The sequence below is a fragment of the Streptomyces hokutonensis genome, from assembly GCF_000376565.1.
GTDB lineage: Bacteria > Actinomycetota > Actinomycetes > Streptomycetales > Streptomycetaceae > Streptomyces > Streptomyces hokutonensis.
Window position 1 is genome coordinate 1 of sequence record NZ_BARG01000104.1, and the last position, 20,889, is coordinate 20,889.

Sequence of the window (20,889 nt, forward strand, 5' to 3'; positions counted from 1 at the left end):
ACCAGCCACGACGCACCCGCACCCGCCCGACTACCCTGCCCCTATGTCCCCCGCCGCTTCCACTCCCGCCTACCGCCGTCTCAACGTCGAGGAGCGGCGAAGCCAGCTCCTCGACGCCGCCCTCACCCTCTTCGCGCACCGCGCGCCCGAGGAGGTCTCCCTCGACGACGTGGCGGAAGCGGCCGGCGTCTCCCGCCCCCTGGTGTACCGGTACTTCCCGGGCGGCAAGCAGCAGCTCTACGAAGCAGCCCTGCGTTCCGCCGCCGAGGAACTCCAGCAGTGCTTCGACGAACCCCGCGAGGGCCCGCTCCTCCCCCGTCTCGCCCGCGCCCTCGACCGCTACCTCGGCTTCGTCGACCAGCACGACGCCGGTTTCAGCGCGCTGCTCCAGGGCGGGAGTGTCGTAGAGACGTCTCGCACGACGGCCATCGTGGACGGCGTACGCCGGGCCGCCGCCGTGCACATCCTCAGCCATCTCGGCGTGGCCGAACCGAGCCCCCGGCTACGGATGACCGTACGGATGTGGATCACGGCCGTGGAGGCGGCCTCCCTCATCTGGCTCGACGAGGACAAGCAGCCGCCCGCCGACGAGCTGCGGGACTGGCTGGTCGAGCAGTTCGCGGCGGTGCTGTCGGTGACGGCCCGCCGGGACCCGCAGACCGCGGAGCTTGTCCGGGCCCTCGCGACGGATGGCTGACACTGGTGGCGTGAAGAGCGAAGAGACCCCGTTCGAGGGCGGCCCGATGGACGGGCGGTCCCTGCCGGTGCTGGTCGGACCCACCGGGAACCCGCCGAAGACGTACCGCATCCCGGTCCCCGACGACGCCGGCGGCCCGCCCACGATCCTCGTCTACCGCCGGGTGCCCAGGGCGCACAGCAAGCGGCTCAGGCTCCCCAAGGGCTGGAAGTACGAGTACGACCCGGCGGGGAAGCGCGGCAGCGCACTGCGCTGGCCCTGGTCCAAACCGGACCCCGCACCAGACGCCACGCCGGGCGGCAAGCCGGACGACACCCACGGGTGACCATGTTGCGCCGAACCGCGCACACCCGGCGCGCGGACCCGGCGCCCCCGTCTGATGCTCACGATGCGGGGCGGAAGGGCCGCCGCGCACCGGAGGTGATGACGTGTCAGGAAGGCTTCTGCGTCTGGTCTGTACGGCGGCGGTGGCGGCCGGCACCGTCCTCGCACCGCTGCCCGCCGCGGCCGTACCCGATCCGCAGGCGCCCGGACAGCGGCCCGTGGCCGATCTGCTGACGGACCTTCAGACGCTGTACCGGGACGCCGAACAGGCCACGGAGACGTACAACGCCACCGAGGAGAAGCTGAAGAAGCAGCGCGCGGAGGTCGACCGCCTCGACTCCGAACTCGCCCGCGCCCGCCTCACCCTCCACGACAGCCGCGGCGCCGCCGGCCGGCTGGCGCGGGAGCAGTACCAGAACAGCACCGCCCTCTCCCCCTACGTCCGCCTCCTCCTCGCCCATGACCCCCAGCACGCGCTCGACGAGGGCCATGTCATCGGCCAGTTGGCGCGCGAGCGGGCCGAGACGGTGGGCCGGCTGGTCGGCAGTGAGAAGAAGAGCGACGGCCTGGCCCGCGCGGCCCGCAAGGCCCTCGACACCCAACTCACCCTGGCCGCCCGGCAGAAGAAGGACCGCGACGACGTACGCGAGCGCCTGGCCGACGTCGAGAAGCTCCTCACCTCCCTCACCCCCGGCCAACTCACCGCCCTCGCCGCCTTCGAGAAGACCGACGTCGACAAGGCCCAGCAGAAACTGGTCACTTCAGGCGCGTTGGGCGACGACAACCGCGAACCCTCACGTGCGGGAGATCGGGCGTTGCGTTACGCCGTACAGCAGATCGGCAAACCCTACGAGTGGGGCGCGGAGGGCCCGAAGACCTACGACTGCTCAGGCCTGACGTCGGAGGCATGGGGCCACGCGGGCACCCCGATCCCGAGGACCAGCGAAGAGCAGTGGGCGCAGCTGCCGAGAATCCCGCTCAACGAACTACGCCCGGGCGACCTGGTGATCTACTTCCCCGAGGCCACACACGTGGCGTTGTACCTGGGCGCGGGCCAGGTGGTCCAGGCCCCCCGCACAGGCGAGAAGGTCCAGGTGTCACCTGTGGCGTCCTACCCGATCCTTGGAGCCGTACGCCCAGACCGGCCCAGCTAGGGGCGCGGGGCTGAGACATTGTGCGGCTCCGCCGCGTGAGCGCGCCCAGCCACAACGAACCCGCAGCCTAGGACGCCACAGAAGCGAGGTACGCCCCGGTCTTCTCCGGCTCATAGAAGAAGTTCTCGAAATCAGCCGGATCGTCGAACCCGTTGGCGAACCGATCCGCCACCGGCTGCAACTGCCCGGCCGCACCGATGAGGTTGAGAATGTGCTCCGGCGGCGGAGAGAGCATCGCGTTGGTCCACTTGGTGACGTGCTGCGCCGTGTCCCAGTACCGCTCGAACGTGGCCCGCATCCAGTCCCCGTCGAACTCCTTCTCCCCGTGTTCGAGGATCGACGCGAGATACGAAGCGGCGCACTTGGCCGCGGAGTTGGAGCCCTGTCCAGTGATCGGGTCGTTGGCGACGACGACGTCGGCGACACCGAGAACCAGGCCACCACCCGGCAGCTGACCAACCGGGTTACGGACGGTGGGCGCGTACCGCCCCGCCAACGTCCCACCCGCATCGGTCAGTTCGACGTCACGCGCCCGCTCGTACTCCCAGGGCGTGAACTTCTCCATGAGTTCCAGGGTCAGGGAGAGGTGCGCCGCCGGATCCTTGACGCCGTTGAAGACGTCCAACGGCCCGCCGGGTATGCCCTCCCAGAACAGTATGTCCGCGCGGCCGGACGTCGTCAGCGTCGGCATGACGAACAGCTCGCCCACGCCCGGCACCAGGTTGCAGCGGACCGCGTCGTAGTCCGGGTGCTCGGGACGGGGGCCCAGACCGTGGACGTAGGAGACCGCGAGCGCGCGCTGCGGCTCGGTGTACGGGGAGCGCTCGGGGTCGCGGGCGAACATCGACACCAGCTCGCCCTTGCCGGCCGAGACGAGGACGAGGTCGTACGTGCGGGAGAAGTAGTCGAGGTCGCCGACTGCCGCGCCGTGGATGACCAGTTGGCCGCCGCGCTGGGCGAAGGTCTCCATCCAGCCGGCCATCTTGACCCGCTGGTCGACCGACTGCGCGTACCCGTCGAGCTTGCCCACCCAGTCGATCACGCGCTGCGTCGGCCCCGGGTCGTGCGAGCCGGGGGCGGCGACCGAGACGCCGAGTCCTTCGATCTTCGGGGCCTGGGACTCCCAGAAGTTCAGCTGGAGATCGCGCTCGTGCTGCAGTGCCGTCGTGAACATGCACTGCGTCGACATGACCCGCCCGGAACGGATCTCGTCCGCCGTCCGGTTGGACATCAGGGTGACCTCGTACCCGTGCGACTGGAGTCCGAGGGCGAGTTGGAGCCCGGACTGGCCGGCTCCGACGACGAGTATCTTCCGCATGCGGGTGGTGACTCCTTGGTCGCGACTGATCGAGGACTGCTCGGGGGCTACTCGGGGGTGGCGTCCAGCGCGTGGCCGACGAGCGCGAGCAGGGTCTCGATGGCCGAAATCCGCCGCCGCGCATCCATGATCATTACAGGTATGTGCGCGGGAATCGTCAATGCCTCCCGCACGTCCTCCGGGTCGAACCGCTCGCTGCCGTCGAAGTGGTTGACCGCGACGACGTACGGCAGACCGCAGCTCTCGAAGTAGTCCAGCGCGGGGAAGCAGTCCTTGAGGCGGCGGGTGTCGGCGAGGACGACGGCGCCTATCGCGCCGCGCACCAGGTCGTCCCACATGAACCAGAACCGCTGCTGGCCCGGCGTCCCGAACAGGTAGAGCACCAGGTCGTCGTCGAGGGTGAGGCGGCCGTAGTCCATGGCGACCGTGGTGGTCGTCTTCTCCGGGGTGCCCGTGAGGTCGTCGGTGTCCTCGCTGGCCTCGGTCATCAGCGCCTCCGTCTGGAGGGGCTGGATCTCGGAGACGGCGCCGACCATGGTGGTCTTGCCGGCGCCGAAACCACCGGCCACCACGATCTTCGTGGCGACCGGTGCGCGGGTGCGGTCCAACTGCCAGGCCCGCGGCTGCTCCTCGTCGTCGAGGAGCGGGGAGACGCCGTAGGCGGCGGCGTCAGAGACGACGGAGTCCACTCAGCACCCTTTCCAGCAGAGCGCGGTCAGGACGGCCCGGGCCGTGACCGGTCCCGGTTCCGTACACACGGATCTTTCCCTGGTCCGCGAGATCGCTCAGGAGCACGCGGACCACACCGAGCGGCATCTTCAGCAGCGCGGCGATCTCGGCCACCGTGCGCATACGGCGGCAGAGTTCGACGATGGCGCGCATCTCGGGCATGACCCGGGTGTTGAGCGAGCCGTTCGTCAACTCCTTGCGTTCCTCGGGGGCTTCGAGCGCCGCCACGAAGGTCTCCACCAGGAGGACATGGCCGAAGCGGGTACGGCCGCCGGTGAGCGAGTAGGGGCGCACCCGCGCGGGTTTGCGGTCGCCGCCGCGCACGGGAAGCCTGTTCGGCGTACTGCCGCTGCCGCCGCCGGTCATCGGGCACTCTCCGCGGACGCGTCTTCGAGGGATTTCCGCAGCTCGCTGCGGAGTTCGGGGGTCAGCACATGGCCGGCGCGGCCGACGAAGAGCGCCATGTGGTACGACACGACGCTCATGTCGCAGTCCGCGGAGCCGTGCACACCGAGCAGCGAACCGTCGCTGATCGACATCACGAACAGGCTGCCCTCCTCCATCGCGACCATGGTGTGCTTCACCGCGCCGGAGTCCATCAGCTTGGCGGCGCCGATGGTGAGGCTGCCGATGCCGGAGACGATGGTGGCCAGGTCCGCCGCGGAACCTCGCGGTCCGGTGCGCTTGGTTTCCAGCGCCTCTCTGGCCTGATCGTTTCTGTGCGGGTCGGAGGAGAGGAGCAGCAGGCCGTCGGAGGAGACGACCGCGACCGACTGGATGCCGGACACCTCCTCCACGAGGTTGCTCAGCAGCCAGTGCAGGTTGCGGGCTTCACTGCTCAGTCCGAAGGTACTGGGCGCGGTCAACTGCTTGCCTCCTCGACGGTGCCCCCCGTGGCTTCTTCGGATGGTGCGGTCGCGCCGCGCGGTGCCGGGACCGGGTTCTGGCCGGTCCGTTCGGCGATCTCCGCTTCTACGTCGCGGTAGCCGGCGGAGGCTCCGGCGCGGAAGCCGCCGAGTCTGCGGCGCAGGGCTTCGGCGTCTACGGTGCCGGTTCGCTGGCGCGGGGCCTGTGCGGGTTGGGTGATCTTTGGGGTGCGCTTGGGGAGGCCCTTGTCGGTGACGGGGTCCTCGTCGGGGCGGGTGTGCTCGGCCTCGGCTTCGCCGTCGGCCTTGTTTTCGCTCCCACCCGCACCGCCCGTGCGGCTTTCGTTGTCGGGTGCGGGTAGCCCCTGTGGGGCTGCCTCGCCGTCGGCGGCCGACGGGTCCTCTGCCGCCAGTGGCAGCAGGAGTTCCATCGTCGTCTCGGCCGGGGATTCCCGAACCGCCTTCTCCGCCGGGGTCTCCCGTACGGCCTTCTCCGCCGCTCGCTCCGCCAGCGCGACCAGCGGGTCCTCGTCCGGCTTCGAACGGGCGTGCAGGACATTGGAGTTGACCTCGGCCGCGGCGCCCGGGAGGGAGTAGGAGTGGGTGGTGCCGGCCGTCGGTGAGGACGTCGGTACGGCCGTCAGCGGGGCCGCTGCCAGGAGGGGGCTGGGCAGGACCACGACCGCCGCGATGCCGCCCTGCTTCTGGTCGCGGAGCTGGACGCGGACGCCGTGGCGGTGGGCCAGGCGGGCGACGACGTACAGGCCGAGGCCCAGGCCCTCCTCGCCCTCCTGGTCGTAGGGGGAGTCCGGGTCGAACTCGGTGAGGCGGGTGTTGAGGCGGGTCATGCGGTCGTCGGTCATGCCGATGCCCTCGTCCTGGACGGAGAGCATGACCTCGCCGTTCTCCAGGAGCCAGCCGGAGATCTCGACGGGGGCGTCGGGCGGGGAGAACGAGCTGGCGTTCTCCATGAGTTCGGCGAGCAGGTGACTCAGGTCGTCCGCCGCGAACCCCGCGACATGCGCGTGCGGCGGGAGGGCCGAGATACGGACGCGCTCGTAGCGCTCGATCTCGCTGACGGCCGCCCGGACGACGTCGACGAGCGGGACCGGGCCCGCGTGCTGCTGGACGTGTTCGGTGCCGGCGAGGACGAGGAGGTTCTCGCTGTGGCGGCGCATGACCGTGGCGAAGTGGTCGAGCTTGAAGAGGGTGGAGAGGCGGTCGGGGTCCTGCTCGCGCTCCTCCAGGCCCTCGATGACGGCGAGTTGGCGCTCGACGAGGCCGAGGGTGCGCAGCGCGAGGTTGACGAAGGTGCCGCCGATGCTGGTGCGCAGGCGCTCCAACTGCTCGCTGGAGTCGGTGACTTCGGCGCGGAGTTCCTCGCGGGCGTCGGCCATCCGCTGGCGCTGGCCGACGAGGTGCTTGCGGTCGGCCTCCAGGGTGGCGATGCGCTCGTGGAGGGCGACGGCGTGCGCGTGCAGGGAGTTGACCGAGCGGACGACCTGGGCGAACTCGTCGTTGCGGCCGGTGAACTTGATGGCCTCCTCGGCCGCCGGGTCCTCGGCGCCGGCCAGCCGGGCCGAGCCGCGGCGCAGCACCGACAGCGGGCGGGTCAGCGTGCGGGCCATGGCGGTGGCGATGCCGACGGCGAGCAGCATGAGGGCGCCGAGGATCGCGACGCGCAGCTCCAGCGCCTTGACGTCGTCGTCGCGCAGCTGGGCGAGGTCCTTGGAGCGGTGCTCGTAGAGGGCGGACTCCTCGCCGCGCATCAGGTCGACCCGGGCGGAGAGCGCCGCGTCGAGCTTCTTGGTGCTGGTGTCCAACTCGCTGTCGGACAGCGTGGGTTGGTCGGTGAGGGAGGCGAGGTACTTCTCGGCGGTGTTGACCTCGGGTCCGGTGACCGTGGAGTCGTAGCCCGCCAGGGCCGCCTCCGTCGCGGTCTCGCGGAAGTCGGCGAGGGCGGCGTCGGAGCGCAGCCGGGCCTGCTGGGCGGCGGCGCTGAGGGCGTCGCGCTGCTTGGTCTGGGCGCTCGTCGAGCTGGTCTCGGTGACGGGGAGGCCGGTGATGGCGCTGATGACCGTCTTGGTGCTGGTCGGCACGTTCAGGGCGGCCAGCAGCAGTCCGCGGGCGGCGGCGGCCTGCTGGACGGCGGCGTCGAGTTCGGCGAGCGCGTAGGCGCCGGAGCCGGCCCGCGGCGGCATCTGCTCGGCCAACTGCTCGGCGAGCCGGTGCAGTTCGGTGATGGCGCCGGAGTACGCGACATGCGCCTCCAGGGCGCTGCTCTGTCCGGTGAGCGCGGCCCGTCGTACGGCGGAGACGTCGTCGAGGTCCGAGCGGAGCGCGGCGGAGATGTCGGTGTCGGCGCGCAGTTCGTCGACCTGCCGGTCTACGCGGGCGCTGCGGTCCTCGTCGGGGGCCTGGGACTTGGGGCGCCCGGCGGCGATGTAGGAGGTGACCTCGTCCCGCTCGTCGGCGAGCGAGTGGGCCAGCGACAGCGCGTCCTGGGTCTGCTCGGCGAGCGTCACCAGGTCCTGGGAGTCGTGGAGTTGGCCGGAGGCGGTGACGAGGGAGGGGACACCGGCCGCGGCGATGGCGGCGGCCACCACGGCCACGGCGACGATGAGCCGGCTGCGGACGTGGGTGCTGCGCCCCTTGCCCGCGGGATCGGGCGTGACGGCACCGGTGGCGCCCCCCTGAGGGGCCGTCTGCTTGCCTGTGCGCCGAGGCCGCTTTTTCTGCACCGGTGCTCGCATTCCTGACTCGTGATACCCATGGGGCCGGGTGACGCTCCGTCATCCCGGTACGGCGACCCTCCCAGTGCCGGTGGGCAGCGGTCGCGCATCATCCGGGCCGCCACCCGAAGGAGTGAACCCCGTTGGGGAGTTGGCGGGCAAGTTCCGCCGGGCCGTCCCGCGGCCTTGTGGGCCGCGCCGGTTGGACGTGAGCGGCGGGCTTTGGCAGGATTCGCCGCCACGCATTCCCGGAGTGATCCATTCCAGCCCAAACCAGGCGTCTGACCTGCGAGGCTGCGCCGATTCGGTAACCAGTGCCAAGCTTTGGCGGACCCTGTGAAGAGGTCGTGCAGACTGGCCGAATGCGTACGGAACTTGTGTCGGAGCCCGGTGACCCGAACCGCCCCGACGAGGACTTCGCGAGCGTCGGCCTTCCGGCCTCGGGACAGGGCGGTTCGCTGATCGTCCTGGACGGAGTGACCCCGCCGAAGGGGGAGACGGGCTGTCTGCATCCGGTCCCCTGGTACACCGCGCGGCTGGGCGGCGCCCTGGCCGAACTGACCGTTTCCTGCCGGGATCTGACGCTGGCGGAGATTCTCTCCCGGGCGATCGTCCGAACATCCGAGGCCCACTCCACCACCTGTGACCTTTCTCACCCACGCACCCCTCAGGCGACCGTGGTGCTGGCCCGCTGGTCCCCGGAGGAGATCGAATATCTGGTCCTTTCGGACTCCGCCCTGCTCATCGGCTCCCCGGCCGGCGAGGTGACCGCCGTACTGGACGACCGCCTCTCGCGCCTGCCGCGCGCCGCTCTCGCCACGGACGAGCTGATCGACGCCACGCTCCGTAACAAGGAGGGCGGCTTCTTCACGGCCGCCGCCGATCCCTCGGTCGCGGAGCGGGCGGTGACGGGCACGCTCCCCCGCGCCGGGGTCCGCGCCCTCGCCGCCCTGACGGACGGGGCGACGAGGTGGGTGGAGAAGTTCGGCAGGGGCGACTGGGCGGAGTGCTTCGCCCTCGTGGAGAAGGAGGGGGCGGCGGAGCTGGTGCGTCGGGTACGGGCGCTGGAGCGGGCCGACGCGGAGACCCGGACGTATCTGCGCCGGAGCAAGACGCACGACGACGCGACGGTCGTGTACGTCGAGCTGTGAGCCACTGGCTCCGCTCGGGGCTCACTTCTCCATGACGCCGTTCAACTGGTGCAGCAGCCGGGCGAGTTCGGCGACCTCGCGGCGGTCCCAGTGGGAAAGCTGGGAGACATAGCGGGCCCGCCGGGCCTCGCGGACGTGTGCGACGCGGCGCCGGCCCTCGTCGGTGAGGTCGACCAGCCAGGCGCGGCCGTCCGCCGGGTCGGGCTCGCGGGAGATCAGGCCCAGCTCCTCCAGGGCGCGCAGCTGGCGGGACATGGTGGCCTTGCCGACGCCGATGTAGGCGGCGAGCTCGGTGGCCCGCTGCCGCCCGTACTCGTCCAGCCGGACCAGCAGACCGTACGCGGCGGACTCCAGGTCGGGGTGGACCTCACGGGCCATCTCGCCCTGGTTGGCCCGGGCCCGCCGGAACAGGAACGTCAACTCGCGCTCCAGGGACAGATATTCGGGATCGGGATCCGGAATCCCGCTGTCGCTTCTGTCCTCGTCCTTGTGCACGTGAGCACCCATGTTCTGCTTTCCCGATCGTGAAAGTTTCCGCCGAACCCCGTCATCACCGCAGCTCCGCCAGTATTTCGCAGGGCTAGACCATAGGCATCGTCCGGACCCCCTTCCCAGCGGGTCCACCGGATGCGTAGCGTCGTCACCAGGCTCTTGATGGCATGCGCACGCCACACGCACCGCACGTCCTTCCCCCACTCGGAGGCACGCCATGCCCGTGCACAGATCCGGCCCGGTCCGCCTGCGCCACCTCGCCTTTGCCCTCGCCCTCTCGGCCGCCCTCCTCGCAGGCCTCTCGCTCCCCGCCGGCGCCGCCCCCGCCCGCGGCTCCGCGTACATGGGCATCGGCGTCCTGGCCCACGACGGCCAGGAGGCGGCGCCCACCGCCCCTTCCCTCGCCGCCCAGACGGAGGGCGTCGACGTCAGCGGCTACCAGGGCGACGTCGCCTGGTCGACCCTGTGGAGCAACGGCGTCAAGTGGGCCTACACCAAGGCGACCGAGGGGACGTACTACACGAACCCGTACTTCGCCCAGCAGTACAACGGCTCCTACACCGTCGGCATGATCCGCGGCGCCTACCACTTCGCGACCCCGGACACCACGAGCGGCGCCACCCAGGCCGACTACTTCGTCGACCACGGTGGCGGCTGGTCCAAGGACGGCCGCACCGTCCCCGGTGTCCTCGACATCGAGTGGAACCCGTACGGCGCCTCCTGCTACGGCAAGTCGACGGCGGCGATGGTGAGTTGGATCGCCGACTTCCTGTCCAGGTACAAGTCCCGCACGGGCCGCGACGCGGTGATCTACACGGCGACGAGCTGGTGGACCTCCTGCACCGGCAGCTACGCCGGATTCGCCGCCGCGAACCCGCTGTGGATCGCGCGGTACGCCTCGGACGCGGGGACCCTGCCGGCCGGGTGGTCGTACTACACGATGTGGCAGTACACGTCGTCCGGCCCGACGGTCGGGGACCACGACGTGTTCAACGGGGCGCTGGACCGGGTGGTGGCCCTCGCCAACGGCTGACGGGCCGCCGTACGACGTGCTGCTCTTCTACGACGTTTCCACGACGAAGGCCCGGGCCCCCGTGAAAGGGACCCGGGCCTTCACCTGACCGGTGGCGTCCGTCACGCCGCCACCGGAACCTCCGGGCTCGCGCCGTTCGTCGCGGGCGACAGGGCCAGCTCCAGGACCTGGCGGACGTCCGTCACCGCGTGGACGTCGAGCTTGTCCAGGACCTCGGCCGGGACGTCGTCCAGGTCGGGCTCGTTGCGCTTCGGGATGATCACCGTGGTGACCCCCGCCTGGTGCGCGGCGAGCAGCTTCTGCTTCACCCCGCCGATCGGCAGGACCCGGCCGGTCAGCGAGACCTCACCGGTCATGGCCACGTCCGTACGGACCAGCCGGCCGCTGAGCAGCGACGCGAGAGCGGTCGTCATCGTGACACCCGCGCTCGGGCCGTCCTTCGGCACCGAACCCGCCGGGAAGTGGATGTGCACGCCCCGGTCCTTCAGGTCGGCCACGGGCAGCTCCAGTTCGGCGCCGTGCGAGCGCAGGAACGACAGGGCGATCTGCGCGCTCTCCTTCATCACGTCACCGAGCTGACCGGTCAGGGTCAGACCCGCCGCGCCCGTCTCCGGGTCGGCCAGCGACGCCTCGACGTAGAGGACGTCACCGCCCGCGCCGGTGACCGCGAGCCCGGTGGCGACACCGGGGACCGCCGTACGGCGCTCCGCCGGGTCCTGGGCGGACTCGGGCACGTGGTGCGGCCGGCCGATCAGACCACGCAGATCGGCGTCGGTCACCGTGAACGGCAGCTCCCGCTCGCCCAGTTCGTGCTGCGCGGCGATCTTGCGCAGCAGCCGGGCGACCGACCGCTCCAGGGTGCGGACACCCGCCTCACGGGTGTACTCACCGGCGAGCTTGCGCAGCGCGCTCTCGTCGATGACGACCTCGTCGTCCTTGAGCCCCGCCCGCTCCAGCTGGCGCGGGAGCAGGTGGTCACGGGCGATGACGACCTTCTCGTCCTCGGTGTAGCCGTCCAGCCGGACCAGTTCCATCCGGTCGAGCAGCGCCTCCGGGATGGCTTCGAGCACGTTGGCCGTCGCCAGGAACACCACGTCGCTCAGGTCGAGTTCGACCTCCAGGTAGTGGTCGCGGAAGGTGTGGTTCTGCGCCGGGTCGAGGACCTCCAGCAGAGCCGCGGCCGGGTCGCCCCGGTAGTCGGAGCCCACCTTGTCGATCTCGTCGAGCAGGACCACCGGGTTCATGGACCCGGCCTCCTTGATGGCGCGGACGATACGGCCGGGCAGCGCGCCGACGTACGTACGCCGGTGACCGCGGATCTCCGCCTCGTCCCGCACACCGCCGAGCGCGACCCGGACGAACTTGCGTCCCATCGCGTGCGCGACGGACTCGCCGAGCGAGGTCTTGCCGACACCGGGCGGACCGACGAGGGCCAGTACGGCACCGCCGCGCCGCCCGCCGACGACACCCAGCCCGCGCTCGCTGCGGCGCTTGCGCACGGCCAGGTACTCGGTGATGCGCGCCTTCACGTCCTCGAGGCCGGCGTGCTCGGCGTCCAGGATCGCCTTGGCGCCCCGGATGTCGTACTCGTCCTCGGTCCGCTCGTTCCACGGCAGTTCGAGGACGGTGTCCAGCCAGGTGCGGATCCACGAGCCCTCGGGCGACTGGTCGGAGGAGCGCTCCAGCTTGTCGACCTCCTTGAGGGCGGCCTCGCGGACCTTCTCGGGAAGGTCGGCGGCCTCGACGCGGGCGCGGTAGTCGTCGGACTCCTCGCCGTCCTTGGCCGAGTCGCCGTTCAGCTCGCGCAGCTCCTTGCGGACGGCTTCGAGCTGGCGGCGGAGCAGGAACTCGCGCTGCTGCTTGTCGACGCCTTCCTGCACGTCCTTGGCGATCGTCTCGGCGACGTCCTGCTCGGCGAGGTGGTCGCGCAGGTGCTGGGTGGCGAGCTTCAGCCGGGCCACCGGGTCGGCGGTCTCCAGCAGCTCGATCTTCTGTTCAGTGGTGAGGAAGGGCGAGTAACCGGAATTGTCAGCGAGGGTGGACACATCATCAATGGCCTGCACGCGGTCGACGACCTGCCAGGCCCCCCGCTTGCGCAGCCACGCGGTGGCCAGCGCCTTGTACTCCTTCACCAGCTCGGAAACGGAGCCGGGCAGAGGTTCGGGCAGGCTCTCGTCGAGCGCGGTGCCCTCGACCCAGAGCGCGGCACCGGGACCGGTGGTACCGGCGCCGATCTTCACGCGGCTGCGGCCGCGGATCAGCGCACCCGGGTCGCCGTCGGCCAGCCGGCCGACCTGCTCGATGGTGCCGAGCACGCCCGTGCTCGCGTAAGTCCCGTCGATCCGTGGCACCAGCAGGACCTTGGGCTTTCCGGGCTCGGACCGCGCGGCGGCCTGGGCGGCCTCCACGGCGGCGCGTACATCGGTGTCGTTCAGGTCCAGCGGAACCACCATTCCGGGCAGCACGACCTCGTCGTCGAGCGGCAGCACGGGCAGGGTGAGCGGTGTGGACGTCGAAGCCATGATCTCCCCTTAGGCAGTCAAGTTGAGCTATGCCGACTCAATGCTTGGGCGCCTTCGATTGTTCCCCACGTGTTGTTCGCCGTGAGCGATCAGAGGGAGGGGGCCTGCCTCACTGCAGGTCAACACGGAAACGGGGTGGGGGCTTCCCGGGATCGGGGCGCTCAGCCGACCGATGTCAGTGGCGCCTGCCACGCTGCCCGGACGCGATCACGATCAGGAGAGACACATGGGCACCTGGGACGTCGGCCCCTTCGACAACGACACCGCGGCGGACTGGTGCGGCGACCTCGACGACGCCGCCCCGGACGCGCGTCAGGCCCTGGTGCGGGACACCCTGGCCCGAGCCGCCGACACCACCGACTACCTCGACGCGGACATCGGCGACGAAGCCGTCGCGGCAGCGGCCCTGGTCGCCGCGCAATGCCCCGGCGGCGAACCGGCCCACCCCCACTACGGCCCGAAGCAGCCCGTCCCCGACCTCACCGACCTACGCGCCCTCGCCCTCCGGGCCCTCGACCGCGTCCTGACCGAGCCGTCCGAACTCCTTGAACTCTGGGCCGATTCGGACGACGACCCTTGGCACACGACCATCAACGGCCTCCGCACCACGCTCACACCCCGGCCGCCGGGAGAACAGCTCCACCGGATCTGACTCCCCCGCCAACGGCGCAACCGCCCATCGCCGTCCCGGGAAGGCCCACATGAGCTGGGACGTTCTTCTCCTGCACCTGCCGGCCGACATCACCTCGGCACACGACATATCCGACGACCACACCCCGCCCTCTCTCGGCCGACAGCACGAAGTCCTCACGGCTGCACTTCCGCGGCTCCGGCGACGACGTACCCGCCTCCGTCTTCCGCCTCGCGAGCGCCTTCGGCTGCAAGGTGTTGGACTCCTCCACAGGAGAGTTGATCACTCCGCAGGGCCCCTCGGGCCGGCACGCCTTCCAGGAATTCCGCGACCGCGTGACCCGTCCCGCCGAACAGGGCTGATCATCCGCGCCGAGTAGGCTCATGTCGCCATGGAACAACTGCCCGAGAGCGTGGACCGGGAGATCCTGGAGCAGCGGATCATCTCTGCGCTCGCGAGCATCCGTGAGGCCCTGGGGTGCACCCTTCATCAGGCGCTCGATGTCTTCGCGGAGCGGTACGAGGAGCTCCGCCGTGATCGCCCGGACGACTTCACTCTGAGCCGGGACGAGTACGGCCGAGGCTTCTACTCCTGATCCAGCCGACTCGGCCGGTGCGGGCCTGGCCCGACACGTGGGGATGCTCGCCGCCCACGGTGGGCCAGCCGCGAAAGCGTGATACCTACGGTGGAAGTGTCACGCTTTCGCGGAGGAGATCCCCTCCGGCGGGGCGCCGGCGACCACTCACGCCCCCGCACGGCCGAGGACGGGCCCCAGCTTCAAACGCGTCGACCGGATCACGGATCAGGAGACCGAGCGACCCAAGTAGGCCAGCAGCTGTCCGTGCGGGGCCGCCCCAGGCGCGGGCTGGACCTCGGGGCCGAAGACGCCCGGCACACGGAACGCGTCGAAGCCGCCCAACCCCCGCATCACCGCCAGCAGTTCCCCGCACAACTCCTCGTCCAGCACAGCCCGTTGGTCCGTCGCGACCGCCAGGTCCACGCCGTGGACGCAGATCTCCGTGAAGTGGATCAGCGCGGCCATCGGGCCGGGCAGCGCGCCGAGTGAGATGTGGACGGTGGTGTCGAGGGCACCGGGGCGGTTCCAGGCCGCGGCGTCGGTCTCGGACGCCTCCGCGTACGCGCCCCGGGGATCCGCGCCCAGCCAGTCGGACTCGTGTTCGGCGCCCGGGTCCGTACCGTTCAGCTCGGCGGCGAAGATGCGCATTCCGCCCACTGTGTGGTTCAGAACCGCCCGAGCGTCCCACTCCGCGCAGGGGGTCCGGTTCGCCCACTGGCCCTCCGCAACTCCCGCCACCACCAGGCCGGTTGCCGCCAACGCCCGCTCGATCCGCCGTACCACCGCGACCGTCTCCGCCACTTGGACCTCCCCCGTCCAGGACCGCGCTCGGCTGTCCACACCATCGCTACACCCCCGCAACGCCATTCATAGGCAACTGCCGCAAACTGCAAGCGGATTCACAGCTGAGCGGAAGCCCATACGGGGACACGGGGGACAGTATGGACAAGGACCGGGAACCGCGCGGGCCCGGCAGGCGTGCGGTCGTGACGGGCGCCGCGGTGGTCGCCACGGCCGCGGCGATCCCGGCCGTCCTCCACGCGACGAAGGATGACGAGCACGCCTCCCCCGCCCAACCGGCCACCCCCGTACGGAACTTCGCCTCCCCCACTCCCCGCACCCGCGCCCGCGGCGACGACCGCCCCAACATCCTCCTCGTCGTCACGGACGACCAGCCCAAGGACACCGAGTGGGCGACCCCGGAGACCGTCGACTGGCTCGGTGACCACGGCGTCACCTTCGAGCGGGCGCACGCCAACACCCCGCTGTGCGCGCCCTCCCGCGCCTCGATCATGTCGGGCCGCTACGCCCACAACCACGGCGTCCTGGACACCCGCCACCCCTACCACCTGGACCAACACACCACCGTGCAGCGGAAGTTGCACGACTCCGGTTACCGCACAGGCCTGTTCGGCAAGTACCTGAACTACTGGCACACCGGCGACAACCCGCCCCACTTCGACGAGTGGCTGCTCCAGGAACCGGTGGCGTACTACAACGGCCACTACAACGACGGCGGGACCGTCCGGAACATCCCCGGCTACAACACCACCGTCATCAAGAACCGCGCCCTCGCCTTCCTGGAGAGCTCCCGCACGGACCGGCGGCCGTGGTTCGCCTACGTCGCCACCCGCAGCGCGCACGAGTTCAACATCCCGGAGAAGAAGTACGCCGACACACGCGTCCCGGAGTGGCCCGGGCGGCCCTCCGTCTTCGAGACCGACAAGGCCGACAAGCCCGCGTTCCTGCGCAAGGCGAAGCACGGTCTGGCCGCCGGACAGGCCCTGCGCGCCCGCCAGTTGAGGACCCTGCTGTCGGTGGACGACGCGATGCGCGACTTCCGCGACCAACTGCGGTCGCTCGGCCAGCTGGAGAACACGCTCGTGCTGTACACCAGCGACCACGGGCTGTGCTGGGGCGACCACGGCTGGCTGCGCAAGTCGGTGCCGTACCGGCCGAGCCTGGAGGTGCCGTTCCAGCTGTCGTGGCCGGCCCGGGGTCTCGACAGGGGCACCTCGGACGACCGTCTCACCGGTCACGTGGACCTCGCGCCCACCCTCCTCGACGCGGCCGGCCTCACCCCGGACACCCCGCACGACGGCCACTCGCTCCTCGGCACCGGCGACCGGGACCATCTGCTCGCCGAGTGGTGGTGGAACCGGCAGGACAAGGAGCCGATCCACACCTGGGCGACGTACATCGGCAGGTCGGAGCAGTACACGGAGTACTACCGCACCCGTCTCGACAAGGACGGCCGCCCCACGGACGGCGACGGCGAGGTGCTCTTCCGCGAGTACTACGACCTGCGCGCCGACCCCTACCAGCTCACCAACAAACTGCACGGAGCAACCCCCGCACAGGAAGCGCGACTTGGCGTCCCGGCCCTCGCGAAGGGGCTGAACGCGGCCAGGCGGGCGGGGAGTTAGCCCCGGGCCACCTCGACCCGGGCCGCCTCGACCGGAGTCACCTCGACCGGAGCCAACCGCACCATCCGCCCGGCCCGCTGCCAGCGCCGTATCAACGGCCAGGTCGCGACGCCTATCGCGAGCGAGATCAGATGGCCCCAGTTCGTCATGGGGTCGGTGAACGCGATCAGGTCCGAGACCAGCGTCCAGCCGAACAGGGCGAGCAGCGGCAGCCCGAGCCAGGGCCTGAGCAGACCCGCCAGGGCTCCGGTGCTCGCGGCGACGCCGAAGCTGATGCCGTAGTCGAAGCGGTGCAACGAGCTGTCGGGCAAGTGCCCGGCCAGCACGGCCAGCCCCACGGTGCCCTCGGTCGCGAGCGTGGCCAGGATGTGCCCGGTCAGGAACACCCCGGCGGCCCGCACCCCGCCTATCCGCCGCTCCAGCGCGGTCAGCACCAGCAGAAAGAGGATCGCGTACGGCGACATCACCCCGCCGACGATCCACAGCGCGCTGGCGACCAGCACGAGGAACGGGTCGCTGACGAGGTGGGTGACATCGGTGCTGGAGGCCTGGTGCAGCTGGTTCACCAGGGTGGGATCGGCGTACTGCGCGATGAGCGAGGTGACGACGAGCAGTGTCCCGTAACCGAAGGTGAACGGCGTCCCGGTGGGCGTGGGCAGCACCCGCCAGGGGCGGAGGAGACGCAGCAGGCCAGGGACGCGCGGAGCGCGGGGAACGGCAGGCGTGGACGCCGAGACGGACACCGCCGGCCGGATCGACCCCCAGGCCGTTTCCACCGTTTCCCGCTGTCTCGGCATGGCGTCCAGCAGAGGTGAGTCGTCCTCGGTCAGAGGCGTGGCGGAGACCTGGGTATCGGCCGTCGCGGTCCGTTCCACCGTGAGGGGCTCCTTCCGTTTCACCCCACCCTTCGCCGTCCCACCTGTCGCTGTCTATGACCGACGCCACGCGAGAGCCGATTCACAGCAACCTCAAAGACTTCTTACGCGTCCACCGGGGGCCGATCCCGCCGCCCGTTCCGGTGAAACTGCCAAAATGGACCGCATGACCACCGCGTACGACACTCCCGTTGTCCTGGACCGTCGCGAGGGCCCCTACGGCGAGGTGGTGCTGCGCCGGCACGGGGAGTTGCTGCAGATCATCGCCAACGGGTGCTTCCTGATGGACACTTCCGACGGACGCTCGGAGCGGCTGCTGGTCGACGCCGCGTACGCCGCGCTCGACGGGCGCCCCCAACCGGACGTGCTGATCGGCGGGTTGGGCGTGGGTTTCTCGCTCGCGCACGCCGCCGCCGACCCGCGCTGGGGCCGGATCACGGTCGTGGAGCGGGAGCCCGCGATCGTCGAATGGCACCGCTCCGGACCGCTGTCGGAGCTCTCCGCGGCCGCTCTCGCCGACCCGCGCACCGACATTCTGAAAACGGATCTGGTCGCATTCGTCAATGAGACTTGCGCCACTTTCGACGCGCTCTGCCTCGACATCGACAACGGGCCCGACTGGACCGTCACCGACAGCAACGAAAACCTCTACTCACCGGCCGGACTGGCAAGCTGCGCAAGGGTGTTGAGGCCTGGAGGGGTGCTCGCGGTGTGGTCGGCACAGCCCTCTCCGGAATTTGAACGAACCTTATGGAATGCCGGGTTCCAGCAGGTGCGTACCGAAGAGATCCCCGTTGCCCGAGGAGTTCCCGACGTCGTGCACCTCGCCGTACGACCTGGATAGCAAAGGGGTTGCCGCTGCCCGTACCCTGCTTCCCTGACGCGGATCATTCAAGCGTCAAGCGCAGTCATGGGATCACCCCACTGGTTCCGGAAAGCACACTTCAGGGGCGGGCGATGGAGCAGACACACACCTCCCACAACGGTACGGCCACGGCCACGCCGGGCGCGCAGCGCCGGGTGCTCGTGGTCGAGGACGATGCGACGATCGTCGACGCCATCGCGGCCCGTTTGCGCGCCGAGGGATTTCTCGTGCAGACCGCGGGCGACGGGCCCTCGGCCGTCGACACCGCCGAGGCCTGGCAGCCCGATCTGCTGATCCTCGACATCATGCTGCCCGGCTTCGACGGCCTGGAGGTCTGCCGCAGGGTGCAGGCCGCCCGCCCGGTGCCGGTGCTGATGCTCACCGCGCGCGACGACGAGACCGACATGCTGGTCGGGCTCGGGGTCGGCGCCGACGACTACATGACCAAGCCGTTCTCGATGCGTGAGCTGGCCGCGCGGGTGCACGTCCTGCTGCGCCGGGTGGAGCGTGCCGTGGTGGCCGCGTCCACCCCGCGCTCGGGCATCCTGCGCCTCGGCGAGCTGGAGATCGACCACGCGCAGCGCCGGGTACGGGTGCGCAGCGAGGACGTGCACCTCACGCCCACCGAGTTCGACCTGCTGGTCTGTCTGGCGAACACCCCGCGTGCCGTGCTCTCCCGCGAGCAGCTGCTCGCCGAGGTCTGGGACTGGGCGGACGCCTCCGGCACCCGTACCGTCGACAGCCACATCAAGGCGCTGCGCCGGAAGATCGGCGCCGAGCGGATCCGCACGGTCCACGGCGTCGGCTACGCACTGGAGACACCAACGCCATGAACGAAGGGCCGACGTCACGGAGGAGCCCCGGGGAACCCTGGGGCGGCGTACGCCCGTTCTCGATCAAGACCAAACTGGGCGCGCTGGTCGTCATCTCGGTGCTCATCACCACCGGGCTGATGATGATCGCCATGCGCACGGCGACGGAGCTGCGCTTCATCACGGTCTTCTCGATGATCGCCACACTGCTGATAACGCAGTTCGTGGCCCATTCGCTCACCGCGCCGCTGGACGAGATGAACACGGTGGCCCGGTCCATCTCGCGCGGTGACTACACCCGCCGGGTGCGCGAGAACCGCCGCGACGAACTGGGCGACCTGGCCGAGACGATCAACGTCATGGCCGACGAGCTGGAGGCCCAGGAGCGCCAGCGCAAGGAACTCGTCGCGAACGTCTCGCACGAGCTGCGCACCCCCATCGCCGGCCTGCGCGCCGTACTGGAGAACGTCGTCGACGGCGTCTCGGCCGCCGACCCGGAAACCATGCGAACGGCGCTGAAGCAGACCGAGCGGCTCGGACGGCTCGTGGAGACGCTCCTTGACCTCTCCCGCCTGGACAACGGCGTCGTGCCGCTGAAGACGCGCCGCTTCGAGGTGTGGCCCTATCTCTCGGGCGTGCTCAAGGAGGCCAACATGGTCGCCTCCGCGCGCGCCGGCATCGCGTCCGGCTCGGGCAGCCACACACGTACGGACGTCCATCTGCACCTGGACGTGTCCCCGCCGGAGCTGACCGCGCTCGCGGACCCGGAGCGCATCCACCAGGTCGTCGCCAACCTGATCGACAACGCGGTGAAGCACAGCCCGGCGCACGGGCGCGTGACGGTCAAGGCACGGCGCGGGGTGCTGCCGGAGTCGCTGGAGCTGGAGGTCCTGGACGAGGGGCCCGGCATCCCGAAGGCGGAGTGGGCGCACATCTTCGAGCGGTTCAACCGGGGAGCGGTGAGCGCGCCCCACGGACCCGGCAGCGACGGCGGTACGGGCCTCGGCCTGGCGATCGCCCGCTGGGCGGTGGACCTGCACGGCGGCCGGATCGGCGTGGCCGAATCAGACCGCGGCTGCAGGATTATCGTCACCCTTCCGGGACTGTCATCCGTGCCAAGTTGACGTAAAGTTCGACCCGGAGCCACAAGATCCACGGCGGTCCGCGCCGACGGACACGTGTGATCAGGCAGAGGCCCGCGCCGTTCGCGCGCCCGGCCCGCACCAAGACGCCCCCTCTGTAGCGGAACCACGCTTGTTTCCCGCCATTTCGGCCCCCGAAACACACTTTCCGGTGTGACTTACACGACGATGGACCGGCCCGACCTGACCTTCGTGGTCATGGGGGCGTAGCCTTAATTCCCGCTGTCCATCACCTTGTGAAGCGGAAGAGGGCGGTTGCCGCCGTGTCGTCACAGTCCCCCAGTAACTCGACCATCTCGACCGAGTCCGACCAAGCCGCGGGTAAGAATCCCGCGGCGGCGTTCGGTCCCAACGAGTGGCTCGTCGACGAGATCTATCAGCAGTACCTCCAGGATCCGAACTCGGTAGACCGAGCCTGGTGGGACTTCTTCGCCGACTACAAGCCGGGCGCGGCTGCCGCCCCGACCTCGACTTCGGCGGGTACTGCGGCCGCGGGGGCCGCAGGGACCTCCACTCCCCCGGCCGCACCCGTAGCCCCGGCCC

The 20,889-nt window shown here is 70.4% G+C and carries 21 protein-coding genes; 12 read left to right on the forward strand and 9 right to left on the reverse strand.

Features of this window, described 5'->3' with window-relative positions; translation table 11 throughout:
* Positions 1–43 precede the first annotated feature (43 nt).
* The 3 genes from SSP08S_RS49905 (at position 44) to SSP08S_RS49915 (ending at position 2,175) form a co-directional block, all read left to right on the forward strand.
* The gene (locus SSP08S_RS49905) at positions 44–697 is read left to right on the forward strand and encodes a TetR/AcrR family transcriptional regulator (RefSeq protein ID WP_019075173.1); all 654 of its coding nucleotides are present in this window, start codon (positions 44–46) and stop codon (positions 695–697) included.
* A gap of 10 nt (positions 698–707) precedes the next feature.
* A complete protein-coding gene (locus tag SSP08S_RS49910; protein WP_019075174.1) occupies positions 708–1,022 on the forward strand; it encodes a DUF8847 domain-containing protein in 315 nt (104 codons plus the stop codon).
* 103 nt (positions 1,023–1,125) lie between these two features.
* The gene (locus SSP08S_RS49915; protein WP_051106149.1) at positions 1,126–2,175 is read left to right on the forward strand and encodes a C40 family peptidase; all 1,050 of its coding nucleotides are present in this window, start codon (positions 1,126–1,128) and stop codon (positions 2,173–2,175) included.
* Positions 2,176–2,242: 67 nt separating this feature from the next.
* Here the strand turns inward: SSP08S_RS49915 and SSP08S_RS49920 are convergent, their stop codons facing one another.
* Genes SSP08S_RS49920 through SSP08S_RS49940 form a run of 5 tightly spaced genes read right to left on the reverse strand, consistent with a single transcriptional unit; the run spans position 2,243 to position 7,829 of the window.
* Complete coding sequence (locus tag SSP08S_RS49920) at positions 2,243–3,493, reverse strand: styrene monooxygenase/indole monooxygenase family protein (RefSeq protein ID WP_019075176.1); 1,251 nt, start codon at positions 3,491–3,493, stop codon at positions 2,243–2,245.
* Between the two features lie 47 nt (positions 3,494–3,540).
* Entirely contained in the window at positions 3,541–4,182 is a 642-nt protein-coding gene (locus SSP08S_RS49925) for a GTP-binding protein (protein WP_019075177.1), read from the reverse strand.
* Complete coding sequence (locus SSP08S_RS49930) at positions 4,163–4,588, reverse strand: DUF742 domain-containing protein (RefSeq protein WP_019075178.1); 426 nt, start codon at positions 4,586–4,588, stop codon at positions 4,163–4,165. The genes SSP08S_RS49925 and SSP08S_RS49930 overlap by 20 nt, the downstream gene beginning before the upstream one ends.
* On the reverse strand, positions 4,585–5,088 hold the full coding sequence (locus tag SSP08S_RS49935; protein WP_019075179.1) for a roadblock/LC7 domain-containing protein: 504 nt from the start codon (positions 5,086–5,088) through the stop codon (positions 4,585–4,587). The genes SSP08S_RS49930 and SSP08S_RS49935 overlap by 4 nt, the downstream gene beginning before the upstream one ends.
* Positions 5,085–7,829: a sensor histidine kinase gene (locus SSP08S_RS49940; protein ID WP_019075180.1), complete on the reverse strand. Its 2,745-nt coding sequence runs from the start codon at positions 7,827–7,829 to the stop codon at positions 5,085–5,087. The genes SSP08S_RS49935 and SSP08S_RS49940 overlap by 4 nt, the downstream gene beginning before the upstream one ends.
* A gap of 353 nt (positions 7,830–8,182) precedes the next feature.
* Between SSP08S_RS49940 and SSP08S_RS49945 the strand changes: the two genes are divergently transcribed.
* The gene (locus tag SSP08S_RS49945; protein WP_026179509.1) at positions 8,183–8,971 is read left to right on the forward strand and encodes a protein phosphatase 2C domain-containing protein; all 789 of its coding nucleotides are present in this window, start codon (positions 8,183–8,185) and stop codon (positions 8,969–8,971) included.
* A 21-nt stretch (positions 8,972–8,992) separates the two neighbouring features.
* Here SSP08S_RS49945 and SSP08S_RS49950 read toward each other — a convergent pair whose 3' ends face one another.
* The gene (locus tag SSP08S_RS49950; protein ID WP_019075182.1) at positions 8,993–9,478 is read right to left on the reverse strand and encodes a MarR family winged helix-turn-helix transcriptional regulator; all 486 of its coding nucleotides are present in this window, start codon (positions 9,476–9,478) and stop codon (positions 8,993–8,995) included.
* 202 nt (positions 9,479–9,680) lie between these two features.
* Between SSP08S_RS49950 and SSP08S_RS49955 the strand changes: the two genes are divergently transcribed.
* Positions 9,681–10,496 carry a lysozyme gene (locus tag SSP08S_RS49955; protein ID WP_019075183.1) on the forward strand — a complete coding sequence of 272 codons (816 nt, stop codon included), beginning with the start codon at positions 9,681–9,683 and terminating at the stop codon, positions 10,494–10,496.
* 101 nt (positions 10,497–10,597) lie between these two features.
* Here the strand turns inward: SSP08S_RS49955 and lon are convergent, their stop codons facing one another.
* Entirely contained in the window at positions 10,598–13,018 is a 2,421-nt protein-coding gene (lon, locus tag SSP08S_RS49960) for an endopeptidase La (protein ID WP_019075184.1), read from the reverse strand.
* Between the two features lie 226 nt (positions 13,019–13,244).
* Between lon and SSP08S_RS49965 the strand changes: the two genes are divergently transcribed.
* Complete coding sequence (locus tag SSP08S_RS49965; protein WP_019075185.1) at positions 13,245–13,670, forward strand: DUF4259 domain-containing protein; 426 nt, start codon at positions 13,245–13,247, stop codon at positions 13,668–13,670.
* Between the two features lie 370 nt (positions 13,671–14,040).
* Complete coding sequence (locus SSP08S_RS49970; protein ID WP_019075186.1) at positions 14,041–14,244, forward strand: hypothetical protein; 204 nt, start codon at positions 14,041–14,043, stop codon at positions 14,242–14,244.
* Between the two features lie 207 nt (positions 14,245–14,451).
* On the opposite strand, the gene SSP08S_RS49975 is transcribed toward SSP08S_RS49970, so the two are convergent.
* Entirely contained in the window at positions 14,452–15,027 is a 576-nt protein-coding gene (locus tag SSP08S_RS49975; protein ID WP_019075187.1) for a TIGR03086 family metal-binding protein, read from the reverse strand.
* A gap of 140 nt (positions 15,028–15,167) precedes the next feature.
* Here SSP08S_RS49975 and SSP08S_RS49980 point away from each other — a divergent pair, with 140 nt between their 5' ends.
* A complete protein-coding gene (locus SSP08S_RS49980) occupies positions 15,168–16,652 on the forward strand; it encodes a sulfatase family protein (RefSeq protein WP_019075188.1) in 1,485 nt (494 codons plus the stop codon).
* Here the strand turns inward: SSP08S_RS49980 and SSP08S_RS49985 are convergent.
* Complete coding sequence (locus SSP08S_RS49985; RefSeq protein ID WP_019075189.1) at positions 16,649–17,527, reverse strand: rhomboid-like protein; 879 nt, start codon at positions 17,525–17,527, stop codon at positions 16,649–16,651. The genes SSP08S_RS49980 and SSP08S_RS49985 overlap by 4 nt on opposite strands.
* A gap of 166 nt (positions 17,528–17,693) precedes the next feature.
* Between SSP08S_RS49985 and SSP08S_RS49990 the strand changes: the two genes are divergently transcribed.
* The 4 genes from SSP08S_RS49990 to SSP08S_RS60355 form a co-directional block, all read left to right on the forward strand.
* Positions 17,694–18,371, forward strand: a complete 678-nt coding sequence (locus SSP08S_RS49990) for a spermine/spermidine synthase domain-containing protein (RefSeq protein ID WP_026179510.1) — start codon at positions 17,694–17,696, stop codon at positions 18,369–18,371.
* Positions 18,372–18,484: 113 nt separating this feature from the next.
* On the forward strand, positions 18,485–19,225 hold the full coding sequence (locus tag SSP08S_RS49995; protein WP_019075191.1) for a response regulator transcription factor: 741 nt from the start codon (positions 18,485–18,487) through the stop codon (positions 19,223–19,225).
* Positions 19,222–20,328, forward strand: a complete 1,107-nt coding sequence (locus tag SSP08S_RS50000; protein ID WP_019075192.1) for a sensor histidine kinase — start codon at positions 19,222–19,224, stop codon at positions 20,326–20,328. The genes SSP08S_RS49995 and SSP08S_RS50000 overlap by 4 nt, the downstream gene beginning before the upstream one ends.
* Before the next feature lie 281 nt (positions 20,329–20,609).
* A partial coding sequence (locus tag SSP08S_RS60355; RefSeq protein ID WP_158697338.1) for a 2-oxoglutarate dehydrogenase E1 subunit family protein occupies positions 20,610–20,889 on the forward strand: 280 nt, incomplete at its 3' end.

Coding starts and splice junctions, on each gene's coding strand:
- SSP08S_RS49930 (WP_019075178.1), bottom strand. CDS start 4,588: ATGACCGGCGGCGGCAGCGGCAGTACGCCGAACAGGCTTCCCGTGCGC.
- SSP08S_RS49965 (WP_019075185.1), top strand. CDS start 13,245: ATGGGCACCTGGGACGTCGGCCCCTTCGACAACGACACCGCGGCGGAC.
- SSP08S_RS49980 (WP_019075188.1), top strand. CDS start 15,168: ATGGACAAGGACCGGGAACCGCGCGGGCCCGGCAGGCGTGCGGTCGTG.
- SSP08S_RS49970 (WP_019075186.1), top strand. CDS start 14,041: ATGGAACAACTGCCCGAGAGCGTGGACCGGGAGATCCTGGAGCAGCGG.
- SSP08S_RS49990 (WP_026179510.1), top strand. CDS start 17,694: ATGACCACCGCGTACGACACTCCCGTTGTCCTGGACCGTCGCGAGGGC.
- SSP08S_RS49950 (WP_019075182.1), bottom strand. CDS start 9,478: ATGGGTGCTCACGTGCACAAGGACGAGGACAGAAGCGACAGCGGGATT.
- SSP08S_RS49905 (WP_019075173.1), top strand. CDS start 44: ATGTCCCCCGCCGCTTCCACTCCCGCCTACCGCCGTCTCAACGTCGAG.
- SSP08S_RS49955 (WP_019075183.1), top strand. CDS start 9,681: ATGCCCGTGCACAGATCCGGCCCGGTCCGCCTGCGCCACCTCGCCTTT.
- SSP08S_RS49945 (WP_026179509.1), top strand. CDS start 8,183: ATGCGTACGGAACTTGTGTCGGAGCCCGGTGACCCGAACCGCCCCGAC.
- lon (WP_019075184.1), bottom strand. CDS start 13,018: ATGGCTTCGACGTCCACACCGCTCACCCTGCCCGTGCTGCCGCTCGAC.
- SSP08S_RS49995 (WP_019075191.1), top strand. CDS start 18,485: ATGGAGCAGACACACACCTCCCACAACGGTACGGCCACGGCCACGCCG.
- SSP08S_RS49920 (WP_019075176.1), bottom strand. CDS start 3,493: ATGCGGAAGATACTCGTCGTCGGAGCCGGCCAGTCCGGGCTCCAACTC.
- SSP08S_RS50000 (WP_019075192.1), top strand. CDS start 19,222: ATGAACGAAGGGCCGACGTCACGGAGGAGCCCCGGGGAACCCTGGGGC.